21 protein-coding genes are annotated in these 26,791 nt (G+C 36.6%); 16 read left to right on the top strand and 5 right to left on the bottom strand.

Going from position 1 to position 26,791, the window contains the following annotated elements; translation table 11 throughout:
• Positions 1-202: 202 nt before the first annotated feature.
• The 3 genes from FA045_RS07460 to FA045_RS07450 all read right to left on the bottom strand — a co-directional run bounded on the left by FA045_RS07460 (position 203) and on the right by FA045_RS07450 (position 4,678).
• Positions 203-1,369 carry a PepSY-associated TM helix domain-containing protein gene (locus tag FA045_RS07460; RefSeq protein ID WP_136876059.1) on the bottom strand — a complete coding sequence of 389 codons (1,167 nt, stop codon included), beginning with the start codon at positions 1,367-1,369 and terminating at the stop codon, positions 203-205.
• A gap of 61 nt (positions 1,370-1,430) precedes the next feature.
• Positions 1,431-3,845, bottom strand: a complete 2,415-nt coding sequence (locus tag FA045_RS07455) for a TonB-dependent receptor (protein WP_136876057.1) — start codon at positions 3,843-3,845, stop codon at positions 1,431-1,433.
• Positions 3,846-4,000: 155 nt separating this feature from the next.
• Positions 4,001-4,678, bottom strand: a complete 678-nt coding sequence (locus FA045_RS07450; protein ID WP_136876055.1) for a DUF4397 domain-containing protein — start codon at positions 4,676-4,678, stop codon at positions 4,001-4,003.
• 452 nt (positions 4,679-5,130) lie between these two features.
• On the opposite strand from FA045_RS07450, the gene FA045_RS07445 reads away from it, so the two are divergent.
• The 9 genes from FA045_RS07445 (at position 5,131) to FA045_RS07405 (ending at position 14,179) form a co-directional block, all read left to right on the top strand.
• Positions 5,131-5,829 (top strand): GNAT family N-acetyltransferase, encoded by a 699-nt coding sequence (locus FA045_RS07445; RefSeq protein WP_136876053.1) that lies wholly within the window; start codon positions 5,131-5,133, stop codon positions 5,827-5,829.
• A gap of 142 nt (positions 5,830-5,971) precedes the next feature.
• Entirely contained in the window at positions 5,972-7,168 is a 1,197-nt protein-coding gene (gene argG, locus FA045_RS07440; protein WP_136876051.1) for an argininosuccinate synthase, read from the top strand.
• A gap of 90 nt (positions 7,169-7,258) precedes the next feature.
• On the top strand, positions 7,259-8,257 hold the full coding sequence (gene argC / locus FA045_RS07435) for an N-acetyl-gamma-glutamyl-phosphate reductase (protein WP_136876049.1): 999 nt from the start codon (positions 7,259-7,261) through the stop codon (positions 8,255-8,257).
• An 82-nt stretch (positions 8,258-8,339) separates the two neighbouring features.
• On the top strand, positions 8,340-9,470 hold the full coding sequence (locus FA045_RS07430) for an aspartate aminotransferase family protein (RefSeq protein WP_136876047.1): 1,131 nt from the start codon (positions 8,340-8,342) through the stop codon (positions 9,468-9,470).
• A gap of 80 nt (positions 9,471-9,550) precedes the next feature.
• Positions 9,551-10,528: a Rossmann-fold NAD(P)-binding domain-containing protein gene (locus FA045_RS07425; RefSeq protein ID WP_136876045.1), complete on the top strand. Its 978-nt coding sequence runs from the start codon at positions 9,551-9,553 to the stop codon at positions 10,526-10,528.
• A gap of 108 nt (positions 10,529-10,636) precedes the next feature.
• Positions 10,637-10,930 (top strand): GIY-YIG nuclease family protein, encoded by a 294-nt coding sequence (locus FA045_RS07420; protein ID WP_136876043.1) that lies wholly within the window; start codon positions 10,637-10,639, stop codon positions 10,928-10,930.
• A gap of 71 nt (positions 10,931-11,001) precedes the next feature.
• The gene (argB, locus tag FA045_RS07415) at positions 11,002-11,790 is read left to right on the top strand and encodes an acetylglutamate kinase (protein ID WP_136876041.1); all 789 of its coding nucleotides are present in this window, start codon (positions 11,002-11,004) and stop codon (positions 11,788-11,790) included.
• A 384-nt stretch (positions 11,791-12,174) separates the two neighbouring features.
• Complete coding sequence (proC, locus tag FA045_RS07410) at positions 12,175-12,987, top strand: pyrroline-5-carboxylate reductase (RefSeq protein ID WP_136876039.1); 813 nt, start codon at positions 12,175-12,177, stop codon at positions 12,985-12,987.
• 124 nt (positions 12,988-13,111) lie between these two features.
• Positions 13,112-14,179: a M20 family metallo-hydrolase gene (locus tag FA045_RS07405; RefSeq protein WP_136876037.1), complete on the top strand. Its 1,068-nt coding sequence runs from the start codon at positions 13,112-13,114 to the stop codon at positions 14,177-14,179.
• 167 nt (positions 14,180-14,346) lie between these two features.
• On the opposite strand, the gene FA045_RS07400 is transcribed toward FA045_RS07405, so the two are convergent.
• The gene (locus tag FA045_RS07400) at positions 14,347-17,208 is read right to left on the bottom strand and encodes a S9 family peptidase (RefSeq protein WP_136876035.1); all 2,862 of its coding nucleotides are present in this window, start codon (positions 17,206-17,208) and stop codon (positions 14,347-14,349) included.
• A 216-nt stretch (positions 17,209-17,424) separates the two neighbouring features.
• Between FA045_RS07400 and argH the strand changes: the two genes are divergently transcribed.
• The 3 genes from argH to FA045_RS07385 all read left to right on the top strand — a co-directional run bounded on the left by argH (position 17,425) and on the right by FA045_RS07385 (position 21,278).
• Positions 17,425-18,756 carry an argininosuccinate lyase gene (gene argH, locus FA045_RS07395; protein WP_136876033.1) on the top strand — a complete coding sequence of 444 codons (1,332 nt, stop codon included), beginning with the start codon at positions 17,425-17,427 and terminating at the stop codon, positions 18,754-18,756.
• Between the two features lie 57 nt (positions 18,757-18,813).
• Positions 18,814-19,605 (top strand): endonuclease/exonuclease/phosphatase family protein, encoded by a 792-nt coding sequence (locus FA045_RS07390; RefSeq protein ID WP_136876032.1) that lies wholly within the window; start codon positions 18,814-18,816, stop codon positions 19,603-19,605.
• A 419-nt stretch (positions 19,606-20,024) separates the two neighbouring features.
• Positions 20,025-21,278 (top strand): pyridoxal phosphate-dependent aminotransferase, encoded by a 1,254-nt coding sequence (locus tag FA045_RS07385; protein ID WP_136876030.1) that lies wholly within the window; start codon positions 20,025-20,027, stop codon positions 21,276-21,278.
• Between the two features lie 45 nt (positions 21,279-21,323).
• Here the strand turns inward: FA045_RS07385 and FA045_RS07380 are convergent, their stop codons facing one another.
• A complete protein-coding gene (locus FA045_RS07380) occupies positions 21,324-22,904 on the bottom strand; it encodes a peptide chain release factor 3 (RefSeq protein WP_136876028.1) in 1,581 nt (526 codons plus the stop codon).
• 692 nt (positions 22,905-23,596) lie between these two features.
• On the opposite strand from FA045_RS07380, the gene hflX reads away from it, so the two are divergent.
• The 4 genes from hflX to FA045_RS07360 all read left to right on the top strand — a co-directional run bounded on the left by hflX (position 23,597) and on the right by FA045_RS07360 (position 26,785).
• Complete coding sequence (gene hflX, locus FA045_RS07375; protein WP_136876026.1) at positions 23,597-24,796, top strand: GTPase HflX; 1,200 nt, start codon at positions 23,597-23,599, stop codon at positions 24,794-24,796.
• 142 nt (positions 24,797-24,938) lie between these two features.
• Positions 24,939-25,328, top strand: coding sequence for a 30S ribosome-binding factor RbfA (gene rbfA / locus FA045_RS07370; RefSeq protein WP_136876024.1), 390 nt, complete (start codon positions 24,939-24,941; stop codon positions 25,326-25,328).
• On the top strand, positions 25,318-25,956 hold the full coding sequence (trhA, locus tag FA045_RS07365) for a PAQR family membrane homeostasis protein TrhA (protein WP_136876022.1): 639 nt from the start codon (positions 25,318-25,320) through the stop codon (positions 25,954-25,956). Before rbfA ends, trhA begins: the two co-directional genes overlap by 11 nt.
• 118 nt (positions 25,957-26,074) lie before the next feature.
• Entirely contained in the window at positions 26,075-26,785 is a 711-nt protein-coding gene (locus tag FA045_RS07360) for a peptidoglycan DD-metalloendopeptidase family protein (protein ID WP_136876020.1), read from the top strand.
• Positions 26,786-26,791: the final 6 nt, after the last annotated feature.

The raw sequence follows: 26,791 nt of genomic DNA, 5'->3' as shown, positions 1-26,791 counted from the left end.
CAAAAGAAAGCCGCAGATTTGAAGATTTTTATATTCTATTGTCAGTCGAAACCTTGCTGATTTTGTTTCGGTCGGTGAGACACCGACCGATAAGTCAAGAATGAGATTGCTTCGGGCGATGGAAAATCGACCCTCGCAATTGACGAACTTTCATAAGTTAATAGCATTGGGTGAGACACCGACCGATGGGCCAACTATAACCTTAGCTTTTAGGGTGCAATAGATTTTTTTTCTTTTTTCTGCCCAACCAAATCATTACACCGGTTACAGGCATGCTTGCGGCAATTAAACTAGCTATAAAGGCAATGATTTTTCCTGGCAAACCTGCAATCGCACCAATGTGGATATCGTAGTTCATTCTAATGATTTTATCTGCAAGTGTGGCATTGTCAAATTTTCCAAACATGTGCTTCACTTCAATTTCTTTTAGCGTGTGCTGATCAAAATAGCGATAATCGGCTTTCCAATAAGTTGTTGGGTCTAAGTTTTTGGCAATTTCTATTGCTCCTTTTTCATCCTCAGGAATATGTACGTCTAAGCTTCCTTTAAATTTTGGATCATCAGTTAAAAATTTTGCCCATAACACATCTGCAGCTTTTACGTTTGTATTGATATTGGTTAATGAAGTGGTATCAGAGTAAGTTTCCTCAAACATATTCATGCTTTTGCCACCAGAACTTAGCCAATAAACAGATTTACTAAACCACTGAAAACCCATTACCATGCCGCTTAAGCCAATAAAAATGGCAATAAACATCATGTAAAAACCTAAAACATTGTGTAAGTCGTAATTAAGCCTACGCCATTTCGATTTTAGTTTTACAGTAAACCTTTGTTTTCTTGCGGCCTTACTTTTTGGCCACCATAGTACTAAACCAGAAATAAGTAAAAAAACAAATATCATCGTGGCTGTTGTTAAAATAGGCTGTCCAATTTCTGGCGGTAACCACAAATAGTAATGCCCCATAATGATGATCCTAAAAAAATCATCATCCATATTTTTAACTTTTAAAACTTCACCTGTATATTGATTTAAGAATACAATGTAATAATAATCAGCCAGCAGATCGTAATAAACCACTTGCGTACTTCTACCAGGTTGATAGGTTATGCTGTGCGCATGTTTTTTTGGCAATGCTTTATCGGCTATCGCTTTTAATTGAGTTGGTGCTAATAATGGTTGTTGCTGTGTTTTCGTAAAACGATAGGTTTGTATAGCATCTTCTATCTCTCTTTGGAAAGCTAAGATACATCCCGTTAGACCCAAGAATAATACAAATATACCCGAGATTAAACCCAACCAAAGATGTAATCTACCAATCCAATATTTAAACCTATTCTTTTTCTTTATTGGTTTTACGAAACCCATTTGATGTTATTTTAAAAAAAACCAAGCAACACAATGTTGCTTGGTATAAAAACTTAACTGATTAAAATTTATAAGCTACGCTTAATCTGTAGTTTCTTGGTGCTTCTGCTTGCCATGAATAAACGCCTAAATCATAATTCGGTGCATTCCAGTAACCAGTGTAATAGGCTCCTGTAAAAAGATATTCATCTAACAAATTAAATGCGTTGGCGGTAATTCTCAAATTTTTGTTCTCCCAAAACAAACCCCCATCTAACTTAAAGTAGTTAGGAAGGTTTCGCTCTTCATTTGTACCACTAAAAGTTCCCATCGCTCGTCCAGCTAAATGTGTAAAACCTGCAGAAATACCTGTTCCTTTTAAAAGTCCGTCTTGTAACGTATAACTTAACCAAGCGTTAGAAACATGTTTAGCAAAACCTGGTACAGCCTGACCAACAAAATTGCTTGTAACGCCATCTGCAACTTCGGTAACTTTGCCGTCTGTATAAGCGTAATTGGCAATCAATTTTAAGCCAGCTGTAATTTCTCCTCTTAAATCAAACTCAATACCTTGTGCTCTTTTTTCTCCCACTACAATGCTAAAACTTTCACCAGCTTGATTAAATGGATCGGCTGCTAACTCATTTTGTTTAACAATTCTGTATGCAGCTAAAGTGGTATTCCATTTACCTCCAAACCAATCTTTCTTTATTCCAACTTCATAGTTTGTACCCGTAATTGGATCAATTTTATTGCCATTGCGCAAGAAACCAGTTTGAGGAGTAAAGGCCTCATCATAAACCGCATAAATCGATGTGTTTTTATCGACTGAATAACTTAAGCCTACACGCGGTGTGAATTTTTTAGCCTTATCAGGATTACCACCCCATGCAGATTGACTAACATAAGTATATCTTCCTGCTAAGGTTAACCTAAACTTATTTTCAAAAAAACCAAGTTCATCTTGTAAATAAGCGCTTAAATATTTCTGATCAATTAATCCGCCGGCTGCAATTGCTCTATCAGTTAAACTTGTTTCTCTATCAAAATTTGGATACCCATTTGATGGAAAACCATAATTTGGGTTATTTACATTAAAAGGAGCTGAAGGTAAATCTAGATCATGAGATTGTCCCCAATCTGCCATATAATTTTTCTTGCCGCCATCAAAGCCGGCTAAAATTCTATGTACAATGCCGCCTGTATTTAATTGCCCATTGATAAAAAACTGCGCTAATTTCATGCTGCTTTCTGCATCCCAAATGCCTACATTTCTAATGATGGTGTTATTGGTAAATACCGCCGAAGGCCATGAACTTGTACCCGTTTGTAAGTATTTTGAATAAGCAACCTGAGCAGTCGCTTTCCATTTATCATTAAAATTGTGCTGTAAGTTAATGAAGGCACTGTGGTCGTTAATTCGAGTTGGCTCTACACCTGGCTGCGTAAATGTAAAATCTCTTGGTAAAGTTGCGTAACCATTCGGACTGAAAATATAGAATGAACCAACTTCGGTCATTTTTGCATTTTGTAATGCGTATTCGGCTGTAATTTTTGTTTTATTGGTAAGCTGGTAACTTAAAGATGGCGCAAATGTATAACGATCGTTGCTTTCATACGGTCTAAATGAACCTTTAGTTTGTGCCGCAGCATTTAGTCTGAAAAGCAATTTACCATCATTAGTTAATTGATGATCAAAATCTACTGCTGTTCTGTACAAGTCGTAACTTCCAACAGTAACAGACACTTCTCCTCTGTTTATCCCGGTAGGTTTTTTAGTAACTACGTTGTACAAACCACTCGGATCGCCATTGCCCAACATAAAACCAGCAGGGCCTTTTACAAATTCTACATGATCTACAATACTCATGTCTTCGGTTAATGGCCCCCAATAAGAAGAAACAAAGTTGAAACCATTTCGCATTGCCTGAATTTGAGAACCACGCATTTTGATATTGGTATATAAATCTCCCCAATGTTCTGATCTAGCTGCACCACTCACATTTCTTATCAAACCATCGCTCATGCTAATAATTTGTTGATCTTTAATAACCTGATCACTAACAATTTGAATGTTTTGAGGCGCTTCTAACAATGGCTCGTTTAGCCTAAGCGAAGCTGATGGTAAACTAACTTTATACTTATTCTTTTTGCCAGCTATAGTTACTTCTTTTAATGCCTGATTATCTTCCGTTAAAGTAAAGTTTACAGTTATTGTTTCTCCATTTTTTACCTCAATTTCTTTTTCTTGCGAGATTATGCCAATCGCACTAACTCTTAAAATGTAGTTTCCGGCTTTAACTCTATTAATGATATAGCTTCCCTTATCATCTGTTGTAGTACTTTGATTTTTTCCTTTTAAGCCAATGCTAACATATATAGCTGGTTGACTATCGGAAGTAGTGATTTTACCCTTTACTAAGCCGGTTTGTTGGGCTAGTACAGGTAAAGAAAATAAACTTATCAATAGGGTTGAGATTAGTAATGGTATTCGCATGTCGTTATTTTTATTTAGATTAATTATAAACAGCTGCAAATTAACAACACAAATTAATAACATCCAAATTATTTTGAATAATTCTAAATAAGAAAATTTGAAACAAAAAAAAGGCCTCAGTTTTGTGCTGAGACCTTTTTCTAAAAAATAAGAATTTATTTGGTTACAATTAATTGTGCCGCTAAAGGTAAATCGGTTGCAGTAACAGGCGTAACTAAGCCTTTTGCAATAATGGTATAGTAACCATTGGCAACTAAATTAACTCCAGTTAGCGTAGCTCTTACTACAGCTGAATTGTCTTTAAGCTCAAATGATTGTGCACCTGGCGCAACTTGTACAAATGTGCTAATTCCTTTGTATGCTTGGCTAGATCCAACTGCAGCGCCACCTGTAACAGCTAAACTTAAAGCGGGTGCATCTGGCGAAAGATTAATAAATCTCACAAAAGCCTGAGTGGTAGAAGTAGCAGTTAAATCATCTACAGTAAAAATACCATCAAAAGAAGTTGGTGATCCTATTAAATAAAATGATTGGAATTTATTCTGTTCAAGATTTACCGTTCTGGTTAAAACACTCTCGCCTCTACCAGCTACAGTGAATTTTAAATCATAGTTTCCGGCAACCTGTTGCACATAAGATACACCACCACCCGAAGGCAAAGCTGCAGCATTTATTTTGTTAGCACCCAGATACACATCATAAGTTGCAGATGTTGGAGATGCATTAACTACCGCTATAGCAGTGTATGCTGTGGTATCAACTTCTTGTTTTTTGCAAGAAATAATAGTTGTTATAGTTAAAAAAAATAAAATTAAGGAGTAAAACTTTCTCATTACGAACGGGGTATTAAAATGTTAAATATTAAGCAAATATTGTTTTTTAAAATAAAAGGGCAATGTTAAACTATGTTAAATGATATTTAAAAAGATAAATAACGCTAAAATGGGTCAGATTAGTTTAACAAAATCATGTAAATCGTAAAAAAAATATGATTCTTATTGCACAACTCATTTTTTATTTAAACCTTTGCGCCTCAAGTAATTTAATACAGAACAGTAAAAGCTAATGAGCAAACAAATTATACATAAACTTTCTATCTTAGCAGCAAAAAATATTGCTGCTAATAGCCTGTTTATTGAACGTTTGCACCCTGTATTTTATATCACCACCAATCGGCAAAATTATACGCCACGTATTTAGTACATCTTACTATTACGAATGAGGAATTGATCCTCTCTAAAAACCCAATTAACAAGAATACCTTAATTTTTCGTTAGAGAAACGAATGAATATTAATGAATTTATAGTACAAGTCGCTATCGCAGAGCATCATGTTTTTGCAGAAGAGATTGTAACCGAAATGGCTGAATCTGCAAAAGCTAGAGGAACTGGTATTGCTAAGCGTTCGCCAGAATACATTGCTGGCAAAATGAAAGAAGGCAAAGCGGTAATTGCTTTCCATAAAGATGGCTCTTGGGCAGGCTTTTGCTACATAGAAACTTGGAGTCACGGCCAATTTGTTGCTAACTCTGGTTTAATTGTTAGTCCGAAATACCGTAAAGGTGGTTTAGCACACGCCATTAAGCAAGAAATTTTTAACCTTTCTAGAAAATTATATCCAAAAGCTAAAATATTTGGTTTAACTACCGGGTTAGCCGTGATGAAAATTAACTCTGATTTAGGCTACGAACCCGTTACTTATTCTGAATTAACGCAAGACGAAGATTTTTGGAAAGGCTGCCAAAGCTGTGTAAACTTTGAGATCTTGAAAATGAAAGAGCGGAAAAACTGTATGTGTACTGCGATGTTATATGATCCGGCAGAAAAAAAGCATGAAGAAGCAAAAAAGTTTGCCGAAGAATTACAAAAAAAACCAGGTTTATACGAGCGCTTTATGCGTATCAAGCAGCGCTTAGTTGAAAAAAATAAAGGCAGTAATGAGATGAAATCAATACTGATGTTTTTAACGTTATTAAATAAATAGGAGTAAAAAATAGAGAGTCGTCATTGCGAGGCACGACCGCGAAGCAGCTACGAAGTAAACCAATCCTAAAGCGAAAGGATTATAGTTGTAAGATTGCTTCGTGCCTCGCAATGACGAGAGTACCCATTAAAATAAATACATAATGAAGAAAAAAGTTGTTTTAGCATTTAGCGGAGGTTTAGATACCTCATTTTGTTGCATCCATTTAACTAAAGACAGAGATTTTGAAGTACACTCGGTAGTCGTAAATACTGGTGGTTTTTCTAATGATGAACTGAAAGAAATTGAAGCTCGTGCATATGCTTTAGGTGTAACATCTCATGCTGCGGTTGATGAAACCGAAAACTATTACAACGATAGCATCAAGTATTTAATTTACGGCAATGTTTTAAAAAACTCAACTTATCCGCTATCGGTAAGTGCAGAACGTGTTTGCCAAGCTACCGCAATTGCCAATTATGTAAAAAAGATTGGTGCCGAATACGTAGCTCACGGTAGTACTGGTGCTGGTAACGATCAAGTGCGTTTTGATATGATTTTTAATATCCTAATTCCAGGAGTTGAAATCATCACACCAATTAGAGATTTAAAATTATCCCGCGAAGCGGAAATAGAATACTTAGCGAAACACGGAGTAGAGTATACAGCAGAGAAAGCGAAATATTCAATCAATAAAGGTTTATGGGGCACATCTGTTGGTGGCGCAGAAACATTAACCTCACATCAATCTTTACCAGAAAGCGCTTGGCCAACCCAAGTTACTGAAACAGAAAGCAAAAAAGTTGAGTTAACCTTCGAAAAAGGAGAGTTGGTTGCTGTAGATGGTGAGCAATTAGCGCCAGTTAGAGCTATCCAAAAATTACAAGCAATTGCAGCTCCTTTTGGTGTTGGCAGAGATATACATGTGGGAGATACCATTATCGGTATTAAAGGTCGTGTAGGTTTTGAGGCAGCAGGGCCGATGGTAATTATCAAAGCACACCATGCTTTAGAGAAACATACCTTAACCAAGTGGCAATTGAGCTGGAAAGAAAATTTAGCATCTTTCTACGGTAACTGGCTGCACGAAGGTCAATTTCACGATCCAATTATGAGAGATATGGAAGCTTTCTTAACGTCTACCCAAAGTACCGTTAACGGAAAAGTTTTTGTAGAGTTATTACCATATCGTTTCCATATCATCGGTATAGAAAGTGCTAACGATTTAATGAGTAATAAATTTGGTAGCTACGGCGAAATGAACAATGCTTGGAGCGGCGAAGATGTGAAAGGTTTCTCTAAAATTTTTGGTAACCAGGTGATGATTTGGCATAAAGTTAATGGTGAGGTAGAGGGTTGAGGTTTTTAGGCGCATCGTCATTGCGAGGCACGAAGCAATCTCCCTAATGTTGTCATCCAGAGCTTGTCGAAGGGCAATAAATTTAAAAAAATGAATAAAATAAAAGTAGGAATTATCGGAGGAGCTGGCTACACAGGTGGCGAGATGTTACGCATTCTGATCAATCATCCTAACGTAGAAATCGCTTTTGTAAATAGTAGCAGCAACGCTGGAAATTTGATTTCTGACGTACATACTGATTTATTTGGAGAGACTAATTTGAAATTTACCGATCAAATTTCTCAAGATATTGACGTTTTATTTTTATGCGTGGGTCATGGTGATGCGAAGAAGTTTTTAGAAGCAAATCCTATAGATGAAAAAGTTAAAATCATTGATTTGTCTCAAGATTTTAGGTTAACTCACAACTCAAAACTCTCAACTCGTAACTTTGTTTACGGTTTGCCCGAACTAAATCGCAATGCGATAAAGAACGCTAATAACATTGCTAATCCTGGTTGTTTTGCAACTTGTATTCAGCTAGGTTTATTGCCTTTAGCTGCAAAAGGATTAATCAACAACGAAGTTCATATTAATGCTACAACTGGTTCAACTGGTGCAGGACAAAGCTTATCAACAACTTCACATTTTAGCTGGAGAAACAATAACCTTTCAATCTACAAAGCATTTGAACATCAACACCTAAATGAAATAGGCGAAAGTCTTTTGCAAGCTGCTAAGAAGTCCCCTTTAGGGGATTTAGGGGTGGGGCTTAATTTCATCCCACAACGTGGAGCTTTTACAAGAGGGATTTTGGCCTCAATGTATTTAGAAAGTGATTTGACTTTAGAAGAGGCTCAAACTATTTACGAAGATTATTATAGCACACATCCTTTTACCCACGTAAGTCGGAAAAACATTGATTTAAAGCAAGTGGTAAATACAAATAAATGTTTGGTGCACGTGGAAAAACATGGTGATAAATTGTTTATCATCAGCATTATAGACAACCTTTTAAAAGGAGCAAGCGGACAAGCGGTTCAGAATATGAACTTAATGTTTGGCTTGGAAGAAAATAGTGGTTTGCGCTTAAAGGCAGCGAACTTTTAAAAAACATTGTCATGCTGAGCTTGTCGAAGCACTTAAAAAATGAGATTCTTCGCAAGCTCAGAATGACAAAAACTCAAAAAAAATGGAATTATTTGATGTATATCCTTTAAATGATATTACGATAGTATCTGCGAAAGGCAGCAATGTTTGGGATGCTAATAATCAAAAATATTTAGATTTATATGGCGGTCACGCTGTAATATCTATTGGTCATACTAACCCACATTATGTAACTCGCTTAACTGATCAATTAAACAAAGTTGGTTTTTACTCTAACTCAGTTAAAATTCCTTTGCAGGTGCAATTGGCAGAGAAATTAGGCGAAGTTTCTGGTAAAACCGATTATCAGTTATTTTTGGTCAATTCTGGTGCCGAGGCTAATGAAAATGCTTTAAAATTGGCATCATTTTACAATGGCAGAAAAAAGGTAATCGCTTTTTCTGGTGCTTTCCACGGAAGAACTTCTTTAGCCGTTGCTGTAACCGATAACCCGAAAATTGTTGCGCCGATTAATCAAACTAAAAATGTAATCTTTTTGCCTTTCAACAATGAGGTGGCTTTAGAAGAAACTTTTAAATCGCAGGGCGATGAAATCTCGGCAGTAATTATAGAAGGCATACAAGGTGTGGGAGGAATTAAAGAAGCTTCAAAAAGTTTCTTGCAAAAAATCCGTTCGCTTTGCGATGAGTACAATGCAGTTTACATTGCAGATAGCGTGCAGTGTGGTTATGGCAGAACAGGGTTGTTTTATGCTCACGATTACGCTGGAGTAGAAGCGGATGTTTATACAACGGCAAAAGGAATGGGTAATGGATTTCCTGTTGCAGGAATTTCAATTGCGCCAAAGTTTAAACCTTGGCACGGCGAATTAGGAACAACATTTGGCGGCAATCATTTAGCTTGCGCTGCAGCATTGGCTGTTTTAGAAGTGATGGAAAAAGATAACTTGATGCAAAATGCCGAAGAAATCGGTAGTTACTTAATCGAAGAATTAAATAAATTTGAACAAGTAATTGAAGTTAGAGGTCGTGGTTTAATGATTGGTATTGAATTACCAGAAGAATTAGCCAACGTTAAAAAAGATTTGTTGTTTAAACATTTCGTTTTTACTGGCGAAGCTAAACCAAATGTAATCCGTTTATTGCCAGCTTTAAACTTAACCAAAGCACACGCTGAGGAATTTTTGGATGCATTTAGCAAACTAGTTAATTAATTTTTGTCATCCTGACGAAGGAAGGATCTCATAAAAGAAGCTTCGACAGGCTCAGCATGACAAACGAACAGCATAATAATATGAAGTTATTTTCTTCCGTACACGATGTTCCGAGCATCAAACAATTTGTAAATGATGCACTTGCATTAAAGGCAAATCCTTATGCGCACCAAGATTTGGGTAAAAACAAAACCTTAGGACTAGTTTTTATGAACCCAAGTTTGCGTACCCGTTTAAGCACTCAAAAGGCAGCTTTAAACTTGGGTATGAATGTAATGGTAATGAATTTGGATAAAGAGGGCTGGGCTTTAGAAACTCAAGATGGCGTAGTAATGAATGGCTCAACTGTTGAGCATATTCGTGAAGCTGCTGCGGTAATGGGGCAATATTGCGATATTTTAGGCTTACGTTCTTTCCCTAAATTGCAAAATAGAGAGGAAGATTACAGCGAAGATTTCTTTAACAAATTCGTGAAATATTGTGCTGTACCGGTGGTGAGTTTAGAAAGTGCTACCCGTCACCCGTTACAAAGTTTTGCAGATTTAGTAACTATACACGAAACATGGAACTCATTAAGAGTGGGTGCTAACGACAAGCCAAAAGTTGTTTTAGCATGGGCTCCTCACATTAAACCACTGCCACAAGCAGTGCCAAACTCTTTTGCCGAATGGATGTGTAGAGCTCAAGCCGAAGGAATGTTAGATTTTACCATTGCTCAGCCACTAGGTTTTGAATTGGAGGAAAGCTTCACTACTGGCGCCAAAATTTCTCATCATTTAGATGAAGCAATTGCAAATGCTGATTATGTTTATGTAAAAAACTGGAGCAGCTACAATGAATATGGAAAGCTATTGGATTTTCCAGATGGCTGGATGATGAACAATGATAAGTTAAAGCTAACAAATGATGCTAAAGTGATGCATTGTTTACCTGTTCGCCGTGATTTGGAATTGTCGTCTGAAATTTTGGACGGACCAAATTCATTGGTTATCCACGAAGCAGGAAACCGTTTATGGGCCGCACAAGCGGTGATCAAAGCGATGTTGGAAGAATTGTAAGTTTCTTCGTCATTGCGAGGAACGAAGCAATCTTACAACTATGGGTGGCCAACCCTTATAAAGCATTAAGATTGCTTCGTGCCTCGCAATGACGATACAAAATGCATTATGGGAAAAGGAGGTTATGTTTACATAATGACAAACGAATTTAACAGCGTTTATTATACAGGAGTAACTTCCGATTTAAGAAGTGGGTTTGGGAACATAAGAATAGCATTTATCCTAAAAAGTTTTACCTCAAGGTATAAATGCTACAAACTTGTATATTATCAATCTTTTTTCAGCATTGAAGAAGCTATTGATGAAGAAAAACGAATTAAAGGAGGAAATAGACAGTCAAAGATAAATCTCGTAAAAGGTTTGAACCCAGAATGGCTAGATTTGTTTGAAACAATAGATTAAAAAGTATTGCGCATTAAGATTGCTTTCTCGAAGGGTCGGGACAGGCTATGCCTCGCAATGAAGATAAATATATGAAACAACTAACCATTATAAAAATAGGCGGAAACGTAATTGACAACTCCGAAAATTTGCATCAATTCTTGCTAGATTTTAATGCTTTACCAGGTGATAAAATTTTGGTTCATGGTGGCGGAAAAATAGCAACTGAGCTTGGTGAAAGTTTAGGTATAGAAGCCAAAATGGTTGAGGGAAGACGGATTACAGACATAGAAACTTTGCGTATTGTAACAATGGTTTATGCCGGATTGATCAACAAAAATATGGTTGCCCAGTTACAAGCCAAAGGGAATAATGCAATTGGTTTAACCGGCGCAGATGGGAATATCATTAAAGCCAAAAAACGCCCTGTAAAAGATATCGACTATGGTTTTGTTGGTGATTTAGATGAAAATTCGGTTTCCTCAACAACGTTGAATAATTTGCTGAAAGCAGGATTAACGCCAGTTTTATGCGCTATTACGCACGATGGAGATACACAATTGCTAAATACAAATGCTGATACCATTGCATCAGCAGTTGCGGTTGCCATGTCATTATTATATGAAACTCGATTGGTATATTGCTTCGAGAAAAAAGGGGTGCTTAAAGATGTTAATGATGATGCTACCGTTGTTCGTGAAATTAAATCAAGTGAGTTTGAAGGCTTAAAAGCAGATGGTACAGTTGCAGGTGGAATGATACCTAAACTCCATAATGCTTTTGAAGCAATAAATAAAGGTGTTAGTGCAGTTTATATTGGCAAGGCCGATGAATTGGGAGAATTGGAAAATGGGAGTTTTGGAACGAAGTTAAACCCCTAAATCCCCTAAAGGGGACTTGGCGTAATGTCTAGGCATTTTGCAAGGGAAAACCCCAAAGACACAATGAACACGAAGGATATAAAATCTCTGTGAGCTTAGTACCTTGGTGGTAAAAAGTAACGAGAAGGTTATTAGCTTGAAAGGAAAAGGAACCAATTAACCACTGCCCTTGCAAACTAAACCTGATAGTAGCGAAAAGCTTTATTTTGTCAGTCTGAGCTTGTCGAAGACCAAAAATAAAACTTGTAGCGCATAGCAGGACTAACATTAATAGATTTGCTGAAACTGCTTTTCTAAATACTTCGACTACCAGCCACGGCGGGCAAGCGCTCAGTATGACATTATAAAATAAATCGGTGAAATCACCAAAATCTGTGTAATCAAATGACAAAAAAAATAGCAATTATAGGTTCTGGAAATATCGGGATTTCTTTAGCAAAAGGATTAGTAAAAGCCGACTATACAACTGCCGCTCAAATTACTTTAACACGTAGAAGTTTAGATCATTTAAAGCCCTTTGAGGCTGCTGGATTTAACATCAGCAATGATAATAAAGCAACTGTTGCAGCTGCAGATGTAGTGATTTTAGCAGTTTTACCACAACAATTAAACACAGTTTTAGATGAGATCTCATCCGCTATAAATCCGGCTAAACACTTGGTTATTTCAGTTATTTCTGGTGTAAGTTGTGCTGCGGTTAAAGAAAAATTAGGTAATGATGTTGAAGTAATCAGGGCAATGCCAAATACAGCAATTGCCATTGGCCAATCTATGACTTGTATTGCTAGTGATAATGCATCAGCAGAAAACATAGCAGACGTAACCAAAATGTTTGAAACAGTTGGTTCGGTTGTTAAAATTAACGAAGATTTAATGACTTCGGCAACCGCACTTTGCGCTTGTGGTATCGCGTTCTTTTTAAGGGCAATTAGGGCGGCATCACAAGGTGGAGTGGAGATTGGTTTTCACGCAGATGAAGCGTTAAAAATGGCCGTACAAACTGCAAAAGGCGCAGCAGATTTACTTCTATTACACGGTACACACCCAGAATCAGAAATAGATAAAGTAACTTCGCCAAAAGGTTGTACCATTGCCGGCTTAAACGAAATGGAGCACAATGGCTTTAGTTCTTCGTTAATTAAGGGCATTAAACTTTCGGCTTTAAAAGCAGGGAATTTATACACGAAAGAGAGCTAAAAGACTAAAGCTGAAAGACCAAAGCGAAGAGGTAGTAGTTTGGAAGGTCTCACGCGAAAAACATAACATAATAAAAAACTTTGCAAAGCCCTCACCGCCGCGGCGGTAGGGTTGGGAGGGGCTTATGATAGAAAACATACAAAAAGAAAGTCTGGATTTATTGCGGCAACTAATTCGCATTCAATCCTTTAGTAAGGAAGAAGATAGAACAGCGAATTTAATCGCTCAGTTTTTGGAAGAACGTGGCGTAAAAACCCATCGCAAAATGAATAATGTTTGGGCTTATAACCAACATTTTGATGCTGCAAAACCAACGTTGCTTTTAAATTCACACCACGATACGGTTAAACCAAATTCTGGTTATACTCGCGACCCTTACGATGCAGCTATTGAAGGTGATAAATTGTATGGATTAGGCAGTAATGATGCAGGCGGTTGTTTGGTTTCATTAATTGGAACTTTCTTGTATTTCTATCCTCAAGAAAATTTAAAATATAACATTTGTTTAGCCGCAACGGCGGAAGAAGAAATTTCTGGTAATAATGGCTTAGAATTGGTTTTACCAGATTTAGGTGAATTGGAATTCGGAATTGTTGGCGAACCTACAGAAATGAACTTGGCAATAGCAGAACGTGGTTTGTTGGTTATAGACTGTGTGTCTCACGGAAAAGCAGGCCACGCGGCAAGAGAAGAAGGCGAAAATGCCATTTATAAAGCACTTAAAGATATTGAGTGGTTTAGAACTTATCAGTTTCCTAAAATCTCTGAAGTTTTTGGCCCCTTGAAAATCACGGTTACTATTATTAACGCTGGTTCGCAACATAATGTGGTGCCTGCAAATTGTACTTTTACGGTTGATGTTCGTGTAACAGATTCTTACACTAACGAAGAGGTTTTGGAGATTATCAGAGCAAATGTTAGCTGCGATGTTACGCCTCGCTCTATTCGCTTAAAACCATCGTCAATAGATAAAAATCACCCTATCGTACAATCAGGTATTGCACTAGGAAAAACTACTTATGGTTCGCCTACAACTTCTGATCAAGCTTTGTTAGATATTCCATCATTGAAATGTGGCCCAGGTTTTTCTGGTCGCTCGCACATGGCCGATGAGTTTTTATACGTTCGCGAAGTGGCAGAAGGTGTGGAGGGTTATGTGAATATGTTAAAACCTGTTATTAACGGAAAATAGACTAATGAAAAAAGCCGTTGATTCGCAGATTGATTTTTCTAATCTACGAATCAGCGGCTAAAAAATATTTGTCATTATTCTATCGGCTGGTGTCTCCACCCGCCGAAACTATTTGATGATATATTGGTCGGTGAGACACCGACCAATAGGTTAAATGACAAATCGCGTTAGTTTTCTTCACCTCCATCAAAGGCTCTAGTCTCCAGATGTTTTTCCATATCTAAACGGTTTACACCTTTGCTCCACCATTCTGGTGCAGGTTTTCCTTTAAGCATGTAATCGAAATATTCCATCATTCGTACTGCGTAATCTTTACGATTTGGCAATTTCGCAATTCCGTGATTTTCGCCTCTATAAGTAATCATCACCACTGGTTTATTTAATCTTCTTAAACCATTATAGTACTCAATTCCTTGGGTATAATCTACTGCCCCATCTTTATCATTATGTAAAAGCAATAAAGGTGTTTGTACTTTTTTGATATGATAAACGGGAGAATTACGTGCAAAAGCATCCCAATTATCCCAATATCCTGGTGTTAAACGACCTTGACTAGCTTCAAAAATAGCTTGATTTGTACCACCACTGTTCCAATAAATTAAACTGTACATGCTAATCATATTGGTTAGTGGTGCACCAGCTGCTGCGGCTTTAAAAATATCGGTTTGTGTAATTAAAAATGAAGTTTGGTATCCACCCCACGAGTGCCCATGAATGGCAACATTTTTCTCGTCAACAACTCCTGTTGCAATTGCTGCTTTAACTGCAGGAACTACACAGGCTACTGCAGACATACCCGGATCATTTAATTTGTATTTAATATCTGGTTCTAAAACCGCGTACCCATTACTTAAGTACATTGCTTTGTTAAAGCCAGCTCCAGGGAAACCTGGCATCGAGTAATTATTTAAACCATCTGTTAAACGCTCATAAATGTAAGTTATCGTTGGATAAGATTTCCCAGCCACATAATTTGCAGGAAGATACAAAGCAGCTTGTAAACTATCACCATTTGCACTTACATAATCAATTAACTTAACGCCTGGTGTCCAAGCATATTTAGCTTGGTCTGGTGTGTTTGTGGTTACTTGTTTTGCTGCACTTAAATCCGCATTTGCAGTTGCAAAATGAACTGGCGATTGTGCGTAATTGCTTTTGGTGTAAGCAAATACCTTCGCGTTTTCAGCTTTTAATAATTGTCCGTAAGCATTAGCATCAGTAAATAACACATTAATTTTCGATTTTCCAGCAGGCAAAATACCTAAGCCCATGTTTTTTGTTTTGCTGTTAAAAACCGTAAAGTATTGGTCTTTGCTTAAATCAGTACCCTTTTCGTAAGGATAAATCCTCATTCGCCCTGCTACACTTGCTTTAGTGCTTTTCCAGTTATCTGATAACGAAATAGCATTTTTTCCATCTGCAGAAATTCTCCATAAATCGTAATTATCCATAATCAAAGCATACTTAGAATCGGCAGACCAGCCCAAATTTTGAGTAGCAGGTTTTAATACGTTATGGTCATCCAATTCATCAACAAACGATGCTTTGATGTTGCCAGTTAAGTTTGCTGTTTGTCCGTTCTCTAAATTGATGCTATAAAAAGCTCCATCTACATAGTAACTAGCAATTTTTCCGTTAGGAGCAATTGATAAACGACCACCATTTGTAGCGTACATTTTTTCGAATAAGCGTTTTTTGCTGCCTGTTTTTAGGTCTATTAAATAAATATCCGTATAGCTTTGTCCATCTAAATTACCAGCCAATTCATAATTAGAGTTATCGTAGCCAATTGCATAAAGCTGTTTAGGAGCAACCACTACATTGCGCATATTACTATCTGCAAGCTGAGTAAATTTTTTATCCGCAATGCGATAAGCGCTGGTATAACTAAAACTTTTGTCTCTCATCTCTTGCGTTTGTTGTGCCGATTGCAAACGCCTGTCTTGCCAATTCCAAATAATCATATCTGGTTTTTCAATGTCTTCCTTTTTAGGTTCTGGCTTAGCAGCTGTTTTTGTACTGTCGGTTTTAGCTTCCGGTTTTTTAGTCTTGGCAACACTATCGGTTTTTTTGTCTTCCTTCTTTTCTAAGGTGTTAATTCCAAAAAATAAAGTAGTTTGATCGTCAGACCAATAAGGCGTAGCATTTGTATTTACACCTTTTCCTGCCGGGAAAGTAGTATCGTTTAAACTGGTATAAATTACCTTGTTTGTTAAATCACCATTAATTTTATTGATGCCTATGACGCTAAAAACATCTTCTTTGTATTTTTCATTCTTATTAGATTTTAATAAAGCAAAAGCATTCCCTTCTTCGTTCCAGTTAATGCTTTTATAAATTGCTTTATCGTTATCCAACGCTGTTGTAAGGCCTGTTTTCATCTCTCTTAAAAAGATACCATTACCGTTTTGTCCGTTTGCATCTACTAAATAAGCAAGTATGCTGCCGCTTTTATTAAAGGCATATTCACTAACATTACCAATGTTAAAGCTCTTTTTGGTGCTTAAATCGTATAGTAAAACATCTGTTCCTTTTGCAGCATCTTTATCTTTTGATGCGGTTTCTAAAGCTGCAAACTGTATGGCTATCCACGATGGATTTTCTTCAGAAAAACTAAAACTTTTTACCTTTTCAAATGTGGTTTGTTTATTGTCTGCCAAAGAAACAATCATCAACTTATCAAAGGTTGGTTTCATTATTTTTCTGGCAGCTTTGGCCTCAGCATCTTTTACCGAAACTTTAAAAGCTGCATATTTAGAATTTTTAGAAAATATTACCGGATTGGCAGTAACCCCAATTGGATAAGTATAACTCAAGGTATCAAACGTTTTTCGAAGTTTAACTTTTAAATCGCCTTCGGTTGGCCCACTTGCCCAAGCCATCCATTGACCATCTGGAGATAGCGCACCACCTCGATTAAAATTCCATTTCGATACATCTTTCCAGTTTAAAGCTGGTTTATCTTGCGCTAAAACATTTTTAGTAAACGACAAGACAAAAATAAATAGGATGATTTTTAAATTCTTCATAATTAACGGTTTGTTTACGCTAAATTAAGATATAAAAAGCAGAATAAATACTTCATCAAATAATTAAATGCAACAATGTTGTGTTTGCTCAATAAATTTAGCTTATTCCCTATTCTTATGTATTATTTGTACTTTTACCGGGCATTTTAAAGCTCGAAAATATAGTAATGAAAATTGCGTAAGCAAACTTCATTACCATAGAAAATAAAAAACACGATGAAAATTTGGCAAAAAGGTATTGAAGTAAATAAAAGCATTGAAACATTTACAGTTGGTAAAGACCGCGAATTGGATTTACAGATGGCGGCTTTTGACGTTTTAGGCTCATTGGCGCATGTAGAAATGTTGGCTAGTATTAATTTATTAACAACCGATGAACTAGCTGAAATACAGGACGCCTTAAAAATCATCTACAAAGAAATTGAAGATGGTAAGTTTACCATTGATGATAGCGTAGAAGATGTACACTCGCAAGTAGAGTGGTTATTAACACAACGCATTGGCGAAGCAGGTAAGAAAATTCATAGCGGTCGCTCACGTAACGATCAAGTTTTGGTTGATTTGAAATTGTATTTCCGTAGTTGCATTGAAGAAATGGTAGGTAATACCGAAGTTTTATTTAAGCAGCTCATCCTGTTAAGTGAAGAGCACAAAAGCAAATTATTACCTGGTTACACACACTTGCAAATTGCCATGCCTTCTTCTTTTGGTTTGTGGTTTGGTGCCTATGCCGAAAGTTTAGCCGATGACATGGAACTGATGCTTGCTGCCTGGAAAATTACCAATAAAAATCCATTGGGTTCGGCTGCTGGTTATGGTTCCTCGTTTCCGTTAAATAGAACTTTAACTACTTCACTTTTAGGTTTTGAAAGTTTAAATTACAATGTGGTTTATGCACAAATGGGTCGTGGTAAAACAGAAAGAATTTTGGCACAAGCGATGTCATCTGTAGCCGCAACGCTAGCAAAAATGGCAATGGATGTTTGTTTGTTTATCAATCAGAACTTTAGTTTTATCAGTTTCCCATCAGAACTTACTACAGGTTCAAGCATCATGCCTCACAAAAAAAATCCAGATGTTTTTGAACTAATCCGTTCTCGCTGTAATAAAATTCAGGCTCTGCCAAATGAAATAGCCATGATGACCACCAATTTGCCATCGGGTTACCACAGAGATCTACAGTTGTTAAAAGAAAACCTTTTCCCTGCCTTTATCTCGTTGAACGAGTGCTTAGAAATTGCAACCTTCATGCTTCAAAATATCAGTATAAAAGAAGATATTTTAAAAGATAAAATGTACGATTACCTCTTTAGCGTAGAAGTGGTAAACGAGCTTGCGCTAAACGGAATGCCTTTTAGAGATGCTTATAAAGTGGTTGGCGAGCAAATAGAAATAGGAACTTTTAAACCCCAATACGATTTAAAACATACGCACGAAGGCAGCATCGGCAACTTAATGAACCAAGAAATTACTGCTGCAATGGAGCAAACTTTAAGTCAGTTTGGTTTCGAAAAAGTAAATAAAGCAATTGAAAATTTGGTTCGTTAATTCGTCATTGCGAGGAACGAAGCAATCTTAAAGCGATAGCTCATTAATATCAATAATATGAAAGCTGTTATACTCACCTTTTCAATTCTATTTTTAACACTCATCGGTATCAACACATTTGCCCAAAAGGCAGACACACTAACCATTGTTTGTTACAATATTCATCACGGTAATCCGCCAGCAAAGCCAGATGTGATAGATTTAGATGCTATTGCCAATGTAATTGCGAAGCAAAATCCAGATTTAGTGGCGCTGCAAGAGGTTGATGTAAATATCAAAAGATCTGGAAACGTAGATCAAGCAGCGTATTTGGCAAAAAAACTAAATATGCATTATTATTTTGCTAAAGCTATAGATCACGATGGTGGCGATTATGGCGTTGCCGTTTTGTCTAAATTTCCTATTGAGGAAGCAAATAAACTTACATTTTCAAGAATTGATGGTCGCAAAGCGGAAGATAGGGTATTGGCTACTGTAACTTTAAAGCTCAATAGCGGCAAAAAAATTAAGTTTTCCTCAACACACTTAGATCATGTTAGAAATGAAGATTTAAGGTTGATACAAGTAGCGGAAATAGCAAAACAAGCAGCAAATGAAACATTACCTTTTATTGTTGCTGGCGATTTTAATGCAAAACCTAAATCAAAAACCATTCAATTATTAGATGAAACCTTTACCAGAACCTGTAACGATTGTGCATTTACCATTCCGGTTGTAAAACCCAAAGAGGCCATCGATTTTATTACCTTTAAAAAAGCTGAAAATATAGTGGTTCTAAATCACGAGGTTATCCAAGAACATCAAGCATCAGACCATTTGCCAATTGCAGCAAAAATTGTGATTAAATAGGGTTTGAAAATGTAGGTATCTAATGTTCATTGGTTGTGGTAGTCCTGCTGAACACTTTTATCTTTTTGTTTTTGTCATCTTGAGGGGTAATTTATTTCACAAAAATCGATAGATATGACGCTAAATTTAGCTCGTTTTGTCATCCAGAGTGCAGCGAAGGATCTCCGAGGCAAAAGCGCTTCGACAAGCTCAGCATGACACTTAATGCGGTGTAGTGCGCCAAAATAAAAAGGATAACAGCTATCATTTGGGTTTATTTAACATGAGTTGGGGGCAGTAGTTTACAGATTAAATGACAAGTTAGGCTACTGGTTTTTAGTTTTACTTATAAACGACATCCTATTCTCATAAAATGCCCACAGACAGCTAATTCCGATGGTTTTTAGTATCTTTGGGCATTTATTTTTAAAACCAAGAATATGAATGTATCAGTATTAGCAAACACACTTATCGGCTCAGAAATCATCAAAATAGGCAACGAAGTTAATGACATGAAACGTAAGGGTGCGCAAATTGCTAACCTTACTATTGGCGATTTCGATTCATCCATCTTCCCAATTCCAGCTCCATTAGAAGATGCAATTGTGCAAGCTTATCGCGATGGGCATACCAATTATCCGCCAGCAGATGGTATTTTGCCATTACGCGAAACAGTAGTTGAGATTTTAAAAGACCGTTACGAACTAGATTATAAAATCAATGAAATTTTAATTGCTGGTGGTTCTCGTCCGTTAATTTATGCAACCTATTTGGCATTGATAGATCCCGGAGATACGGTAATTTATCCTGCACCATCTTGGAATAATAACCACTATTGTCATTTGTCATCAGCAAAAGGGATTGCGGTAGAAACTACGGTTGAAAATAACTTTATGCCAACTGCAGCACAGCTGAAACCGCATTTAAAAGGCGCTACTTTATTGGCTTTGTGCTCTCCGCTAAACCCAACTGGCACCATGTTTACGCAACAACAGTTGGAAGAAATCTGTGATATCGTCATAGAAGAAAATAAATCACGCAAAGCGGATGAAAAACCTTTGTACATCATGTACGATCAGATTTATTCGTTGCTAACTTTTGATAAGGAACATGTAAATCCTGTTAGTTTGCGTCCTGAGTTAAAAGATTATGTGATTTATATTGATGGTATTTCTAAATGTTTGGCTGCAACTGGTGTACGTGTTGGTTGGGCTTTCGGACCAGAAAATGTAATCGGTAAAATGAAATCTTTATTGGGCCATATTGGCGCTTGGGCACCAAAGGCAGAGCAAGTTGCTGTAGCAAGTTATTTTAAAAACAAAACATTGGTTGATGAATTTTTAAGTAGTTTCAAAGCGCAAGTTCAAGCCAGTTTAGATGAATTGCACCATGGATTTCAAGCTTTAAAAAATGAAGGTTTTAATGTAGATTCTGTTATCCCAATGGGAGCAATTTACTTGACTTTAAAAATCGATTATATCGGTAAAACAACCCCTGCAGGAGATGTATTAAAAAATAGTGCGGATGTAAATTTCTATTTAATCAAAGAAGCACAAACGGCATTAGTTCCTTTTTCTGCTTTTGGAAATGACGAAAATATGCCTTGGTTTAGAGCATCAATTGGTGGTTGTTCTTTACAAGATATTGCAGCTATGTTGCCTAGAATTAAAGCGGCTTTGGGTAAGTTGAAGTAAAATACAAAACCTCGTAGGTTTCAAAAACCTACGAGGTTTGAATTCTTATTTAAACTCACTCGTTGTATGGAACTCAATATCCGGGTAATCCCTCTTCGTCATATCAATCATAAAATCGTTATCAGCTAAATAAACTGGATGACCTTCCTTATCAACCCCAATATGTTGTTGTTTACGTTTTACAAACTCCTCTAACTTTTTGTTATCAGTAGAGGTTACCCATCTCGATCTGCTATAAGTTAAGGTACGGAACCTACATTTTGCGCCATATTCATGCTCTAACCTAAAGCTAATTACCTCAAACTGTAACTCACCAACTGCGCCAATCACTTTTCTATTTCCGGGTTGCATTACAAATAATTGTGCAACACCTTCATCAGTTAATTGCTCAATGCCTTTTTCCAATTGCTTTGTTCGCATTGGATCCATATTCTCAACTTCTTTAAAAATTGCTGGAGAAAAACTCGGAATACCTTTAAACTGTAATTTTTCACCTTCGGTTAAAGTATCGCCAATTTTAAAGTTGCCACTATCATACAAACCAACCACATCACCTGGCCAAGCTTCTTCAACAATGCTTTTCTCGTTGGCCATAAAATCCATCGGATTGCTAAATTTTAGCTTTTTGTTTTGGCGGGTATGATAATAAAATTTATTACGCTCAAACTTGCCCGAGCAAATTCTTAAAAACGCAATTCTATCGCGGTGTTTTGGGTCCAAATTGGCGTGGATTTTAAACACAAAGCCACTAAAATTTTTCTCCTCTACCAACACATCTCTTTCTTCCGCTTCACGTAATCTAGGGCTAGGGGCTATTTCTATAAAAGTATCTAAAATCTCTTTTATCCCAAAGTTATTAATTGCAGAACCAAAAAATACTGGCGCTAATAAACCATCGGTGTATAAGCTTTTATCTAATTTGCCATAAACTCCATCAACCAATTCGGTATCATCTTTTAAACCTTGTACTTCGCTTTCTTTTAAATAATCAAGCAAAGCCTCATCATTTAAATCACTTACCGCAACCACCGAATCCGTAACCTTAGTTTTGTCTGAGTTAAATAAGTTTAAGTGGTTATTATAAATGCTATAAACTCCTTTAAAAGTATGTCCTTGCCCAATTGGCCACGAAAGCGGGCAAAGACTAATATTTAATTTCTGCTCAATTTCATCCAATAAATCGAAAGGTTCTTTACCCTCTCTATCCATTTTATTTACGAAAATAATTACTGGCGTATTCCTCATTCTACAAACCGACATCAGTTTTTCAGTCTGTTCCTCCACACCTTTCACACAATCTACTACCAAAATTACACTGTCTACTGCCGATAAAGTACGGTAAGTATCTTCGGCAAAATCTTTGTGCCCAGGCGTATCTAAAATATTAATCCGTTTATCTTTATACTCAAAACCCATTACCGAAGTAGCCACCGAAATACCACGCTGACGCTCAATTTCCATGAAATCTGACGTATTGCTTTGGTTGGCTTTGTTACGTTTTACCGCACCAGCCGTGTTAATAGCACCGCCAAAAAGCAAAAACTTCTCTGTTAAGGTAGTTTTACCAGCATCGGGGTGACTTATAATTGCAAACGTTTTTCTTTTTTCTATTTCGGGATTAACCATGAATGTTGTATTGATAATTGGGAGAAAACAAATAATTAAAACAGCAAAGGCTTTATAAAAACCTTAAAGAGAATAATATGGCTGTATTTTTCATTTGCTGCAAAGGTAATAATATTTAGTTTTTTAACGCTATCTTTTATTCGAAGCGCAAAAACATTGCTATGGTTAATGTTCGTCCAGCTTTTCGCTAAATATTTTTGTGCTCTACTAAAAACTTACGAAGTCTCTTTCCATAAAGCCATCCAGACTTCGTAAGTTTAAATCCGTAAACAAAAATGATATCGCTACAATCCGGGCTAGCAAACTTAGGCTGTTGCAATTAAAATCCCTCATAGCAGCGGAAACGGGTGTATTATAAACCTAAAGGATAGGAGTGAGTATGCATTGTCATTAAGTTAAGAGGAAAATAAAAAATAATTGTCAGTCTGAGCGCCTGCCTACCGCAGGCAGACGCTCAGACTGACAGCGTTTGCATTTAACTTAAAAACATTGAGTGAGCACTAAGGGGCAAACCTTTTAGGAGTTGCACCAGAGTAAAACGTCTGTTTGCCAGCAGGCAGAAATAGCAAGACTGAATGATCCGATAGATTGCTACAATTGCTTTTCAAAAAAAATGAAACATTAATTTAAGCGTAAGGTTTTGTAACTGAAAAGCTAAACGAACTTAGTTTTTGTATCTTTGTAAATAACACATGGGAAAACAGAAAACTTATGATACTGCCCTGAAGCAAGAACGTGCTGTGCTTGTTGGGGTAATTAGGCCTGGCGAAAAACCAGAACAAACTAAAGAATACTTAGATGAATTAGCCTTTTTGGTAGATACTGCTGGTGGTAAAGTAGAAAAAAACTTTACCCAAAAAATGTTGAAACCTGATAGGGCAACGTTTGTTGGAACCGGTAAATTAGAAGAAATACAGGCTTACGTTAAGGCTGAAGAAATTGATATGGTGGTTTTTGATGATGAATTATCGCCATCGCAACTGCGTAATATTGAGCGTGAGCTACAGGTTAAAATTTTAGATAGAAGTAATTTAATTCTCGATATTTTTGCGGGTAGAGCACAAACTGCACAAGCAAAAACACAAGTAGAATTGGCGCAATTGCAATATTTGTTGCCTCGATTAACGCGTTTGTGGACCCACTTAGAACGTCAAAAAGGTGGTATTGGGATGCGTGGTCCGGGTGAATCGCAAATTGAAACAGATAGACGTTTAATTTTAGATAAAATTACGCTGCTAAAAGAGCGTTTGAAATTGATTGATCGACAAAACGAAACGCAACGTAAAAATAGAACTGCTTTAATTCGTGTGGCTTTGGTGGGCTATACCAACGTGGGTAAGTCTACCATTTTAAATATGTTGGCTAAATCCGATGTTTTTGCAGAAAATAAATTATTCGCAACTTTAGATACTACAGTACGTAAAGTAGTGATTGAAAATTTACCTTTTTTACTATCGGATACTGTTGGATTTATCAGAAAACTGCCTCACCATTTGGTAGAGTGTTTTAAATCTACTTTAGATGAGGTTAGAGAAGCTGATATTTTGGTGCACGTGGTGGATGTTTCGCATCCAAATTTTGAAGACCAGATACATACAGTTAATGAAACGTTAAATGAATTAGGGGCAAGGGATAAAGATACCATCATGATTTTTAATAAAATTGATGCTTATGTTACACCAGACCACGATGAGTTTAATTTAGCCGAAGAAGAACCTGCGCCGTTAACTTTAGCAGATTTTAAAAAGACTTGGATGGCGCATAACAATGCCCCAGCAATTTTTATCTCGGCCACTCAAAAGGAAAATGTAGAAGAGTTTAAAGAGTTGTTGTACGAGAAAGTGAAAGCAATACATGTTTCGCGTTTTCCTTACGACAAGTTATTGTATTAGCCTTAGATAATTAAAGCGTTGTCACGTTGAGCTTGTCGAAACGACTGCTTAATTTATTTAAATGAGCTCGGAATAGTAATATTGATAAAATAAATCCTTTGAATTGTCCTTCGACAAGCTCAGGATGACAAAATATAAAATTATGGAAAGTAAAAGACAACAGAAGTTTGCAGGATTATTACAAGAAGAGCTTGCTGCTATTTTTCAGAGAGAAGGCGCTGCTTATTTGCCGAATACATTAGTTACCATTACAAAGGTTCGTGTTTCGCCAGATTTGGCAGTTGCAAAAGTATATTTAAGCTTTTTAAATACCAACAATACCAGCTTATCTTTAGCTACGGTTAATTCTCACTCGAGCGAGATTAGATATAAATTAGGTTCACGTATTCGTCACCAAGCTAGAGTTATACCAACGCTTACCTTTTTTGTTGATGATACCAATGAATATGTGGAGCACATGGATAAAATATTTGATAAAATAGCAAAAGAACGTACGCAAGAACAAAGAGACGAAGAAGCTAATGAACAATAAATACGTTCGTGAACCAGGTAACTTTATTACACATGTAATACCTGCCTTGCTGGCAATACCAGGTTTGTATTTATTGCTGCAAAAGGCCAATACCTATTTCGAATATACGGCAGCGTATGTATATGGAATAGGTATTATTGTTTTGTTCGGGGTAAGTGCAATTTACCACAGCGTACCTAAAACAGAATATGGCATTAGGTTTTGGCAAAAGTTTGACCATTGCTGTATTTACTTGATGATTGCTGGTTCGTTTACACCAACAGCACTCCTAATTTTTGAGGGAGGGTTACGTTGGTTGTTGTTCGGTTTGGTTTGGTCTATTGCCATAATTGGCTGCTTACTTAAAATTTTTAACCGATTAAAAAATCAGGCAATTTCTACAGGGTTGTATATTGCCATGGGTTGTTTGGTTATTCCGTTTTTACAAAAGATGTTGCAAACCTTGCCAATAGCAGCAATTGTTTGGCTAATACTTGGCGGTGTGTTTTACGTTGGTGGCACCTACTATTATGCTAAAGATAAACCATTGAATAAGTTTTTTCACAGTCATGAGCTGTGGCATGTATTTGTAAATTTTGGCGCTTTAGCACACTTTATTTACAATTATGTTTATGTGTTTAATGTTTAAATATGTTATTTGAACCATATAAGAAATATAAGTTAATTTAAGTTTATTGCTTAGGCTTATATTCCCTTAAATGCCTTATATGGTAAATTTTTGATGTAAAAAGCCTATACGTTTAAAAATGAATTATCTAGAAGAACTGCAAGATTTCTTATCAAACAATTTAATCCATAAAGTTGTTGATTTTAACCCAACAACTGATCAATTGTTGCCCTTAGATTTTACAGCCAATAACAAAGAATTAACTCCAGAAATTTTAGCGGATACTGATCTTTTTTCCCTTTGGGTAAATAACAAATTAGCAAATGCAAATGCCAGATATGGAATTGGTGGATACAATGAGCACCGAACCATTTACAGCAGAAGCGAACATTTTGATACGTTAGAAGAACCAAGAAGATTGCATTTGGGCACGGATATTTGGGGGCCAGCTGAAACACCAATTTATAATTTTTATGATGCGACTGTGCATAGCTTTAAATTTAACGACAACTTCGGCGACTATGGAGCTACAATTATTTTAAAATATGAAATTGAAGATTTGGAATTTTACGCTTTGTATGGGCATTTAAGTTTAGCTTCTTTATCAGGTTTAGCCGAAGGTAAATTCATCCTGGCAGGGAAACAATTTGCTAGCTTTGGCGTTAAAGAGGAAAATGGTTTTTGGCCACCACATTTGCATTTTCAATTAATGTTTGACATGCAAGGAATGAAAGGAGATTATCCAGGAGTTTGTAGGTTTACTAAAAGAGATGAGTTTTTGCAAAACTGCCCAAATCCTGAATTGATTTTAAAACATACCTTTACATCGGCTTTGCCAAAAAATACGTAAATTTAG

The sequence above is a fragment of the Pedobacter cryotolerans genome (assembly GCF_005116475.1).
Lineage (GTDB): Bacteria > Bacteroidota > Bacteroidia > Sphingobacteriales > Sphingobacteriaceae > Pedobacter > Pedobacter cryotolerans.
This window is presented reverse-complemented; position numbering and strand designations above follow the sequence as displayed.

What these genes read in the sequence shown, in the direction of transcription:
- trhA (WP_136876022.1), top strand. Translation starts at nt 25,318, where the DNA reads ATGAACAATAAATACGTTCGTGAACCAGGTAACTTTATTACACATGTA.
- FA045_RS07455 (WP_136876057.1), bottom strand. Translation starts at nt 3,845, where the DNA reads ATGCGAATACCATTACTAATCTCAACCCTATTGATAAGTTTATTTTCT.
- rbfA (WP_136876024.1), top strand. Translation starts at nt 24,939, where the DNA reads ATGGAAAGTAAAAGACAACAGAAGTTTGCAGGATTATTACAAGAAGAG.
- FA045_RS07385 (WP_136876030.1), top strand. Translation starts at nt 20,025, where the DNA reads ATGAATGTATCAGTATTAGCAAACACACTTATCGGCTCAGAAATCATC.
- FA045_RS07360 (WP_136876020.1), top strand. Translation starts at nt 26,075, where the DNA reads ATGAATTATCTAGAAGAACTGCAAGATTTCTTATCAAACAATTTAATC.
- argG (WP_136876051.1), top strand. Translation starts at nt 5,972, where the DNA reads ATGAAGAAAAAAGTTGTTTTAGCATTTAGCGGAGGTTTAGATACCTCA.
- hflX (WP_136876026.1), top strand. Translation starts at nt 23,597, where the DNA reads ATGGGAAAACAGAAAACTTATGATACTGCCCTGAAGCAAGAACGTGCT.
- FA045_RS07450 (WP_136876055.1), bottom strand. Translation starts at nt 4,678, where the DNA reads ATGAGAAAGTTTTACTCCTTAATTTTATTTTTTTTAACTATAACAACT.
- FA045_RS07405 (WP_136876037.1), top strand. Translation starts at nt 13,112, where the DNA reads ATGATAGAAAACATACAAAAAGAAAGTCTGGATTTATTGCGGCAACTA.
- argH (WP_136876033.1), top strand. Translation starts at nt 17,425, where the DNA reads ATGAAAATTTGGCAAAAAGGTATTGAAGTAAATAAAAGCATTGAAACA.
- FA045_RS07445 (WP_136876053.1), top strand. Translation starts at nt 5,131, where the DNA reads ATGAATATTAATGAATTTATAGTACAAGTCGCTATCGCAGAGCATCAT.
- FA045_RS07425 (WP_136876045.1), top strand. Translation starts at nt 9,551, where the DNA reads ATGAAGTTATTTTCTTCCGTACACGATGTTCCGAGCATCAAACAATTT.
- argC (WP_136876049.1), top strand. Translation starts at nt 7,259, where the DNA reads ATGAATAAAATAAAAGTAGGAATTATCGGAGGAGCTGGCTACACAGGT.
- FA045_RS07460 (WP_136876059.1), bottom strand. Translation starts at nt 1,369, where the DNA reads ATGGGTTTCGTAAAACCAATAAAGAAAAAGAATAGGTTTAAATATTGG.
- FA045_RS07390 (WP_136876032.1), top strand. Translation starts at nt 18,814, where the DNA reads ATGAAAGCTGTTATACTCACCTTTTCAATTCTATTTTTAACACTCATC.
- proC (WP_136876039.1), top strand. Translation starts at nt 12,175, where the DNA reads ATGACAAAAAAAATAGCAATTATAGGTTCTGGAAATATCGGGATTTCT.
- FA045_RS07380 (WP_136876028.1), bottom strand. Translation starts at nt 22,904, where the DNA reads ATGGTTAATCCCGAAATAGAAAAAAGAAAAACGTTTGCAATTATAAGT.
- FA045_RS07420 (WP_136876043.1), top strand. Translation starts at nt 10,637, where the DNA reads ATGGGAAAAGGAGGTTATGTTTACATAATGACAAACGAATTTAACAGC.
- FA045_RS07430 (WP_136876047.1), top strand. Translation starts at nt 8,340, where the DNA reads ATGGAATTATTTGATGTATATCCTTTAAATGATATTACGATAGTATCT.
- FA045_RS07400 (WP_136876035.1), bottom strand. Translation starts at nt 17,208, where the DNA reads ATGAAGAATTTAAAAATCATCCTATTTATTTTTGTCTTGTCGTTTACT.
- argB (WP_136876041.1), top strand. Translation starts at nt 11,002, where the DNA reads ATGAAACAACTAACCATTATAAAAATAGGCGGAAACGTAATTGACAAC.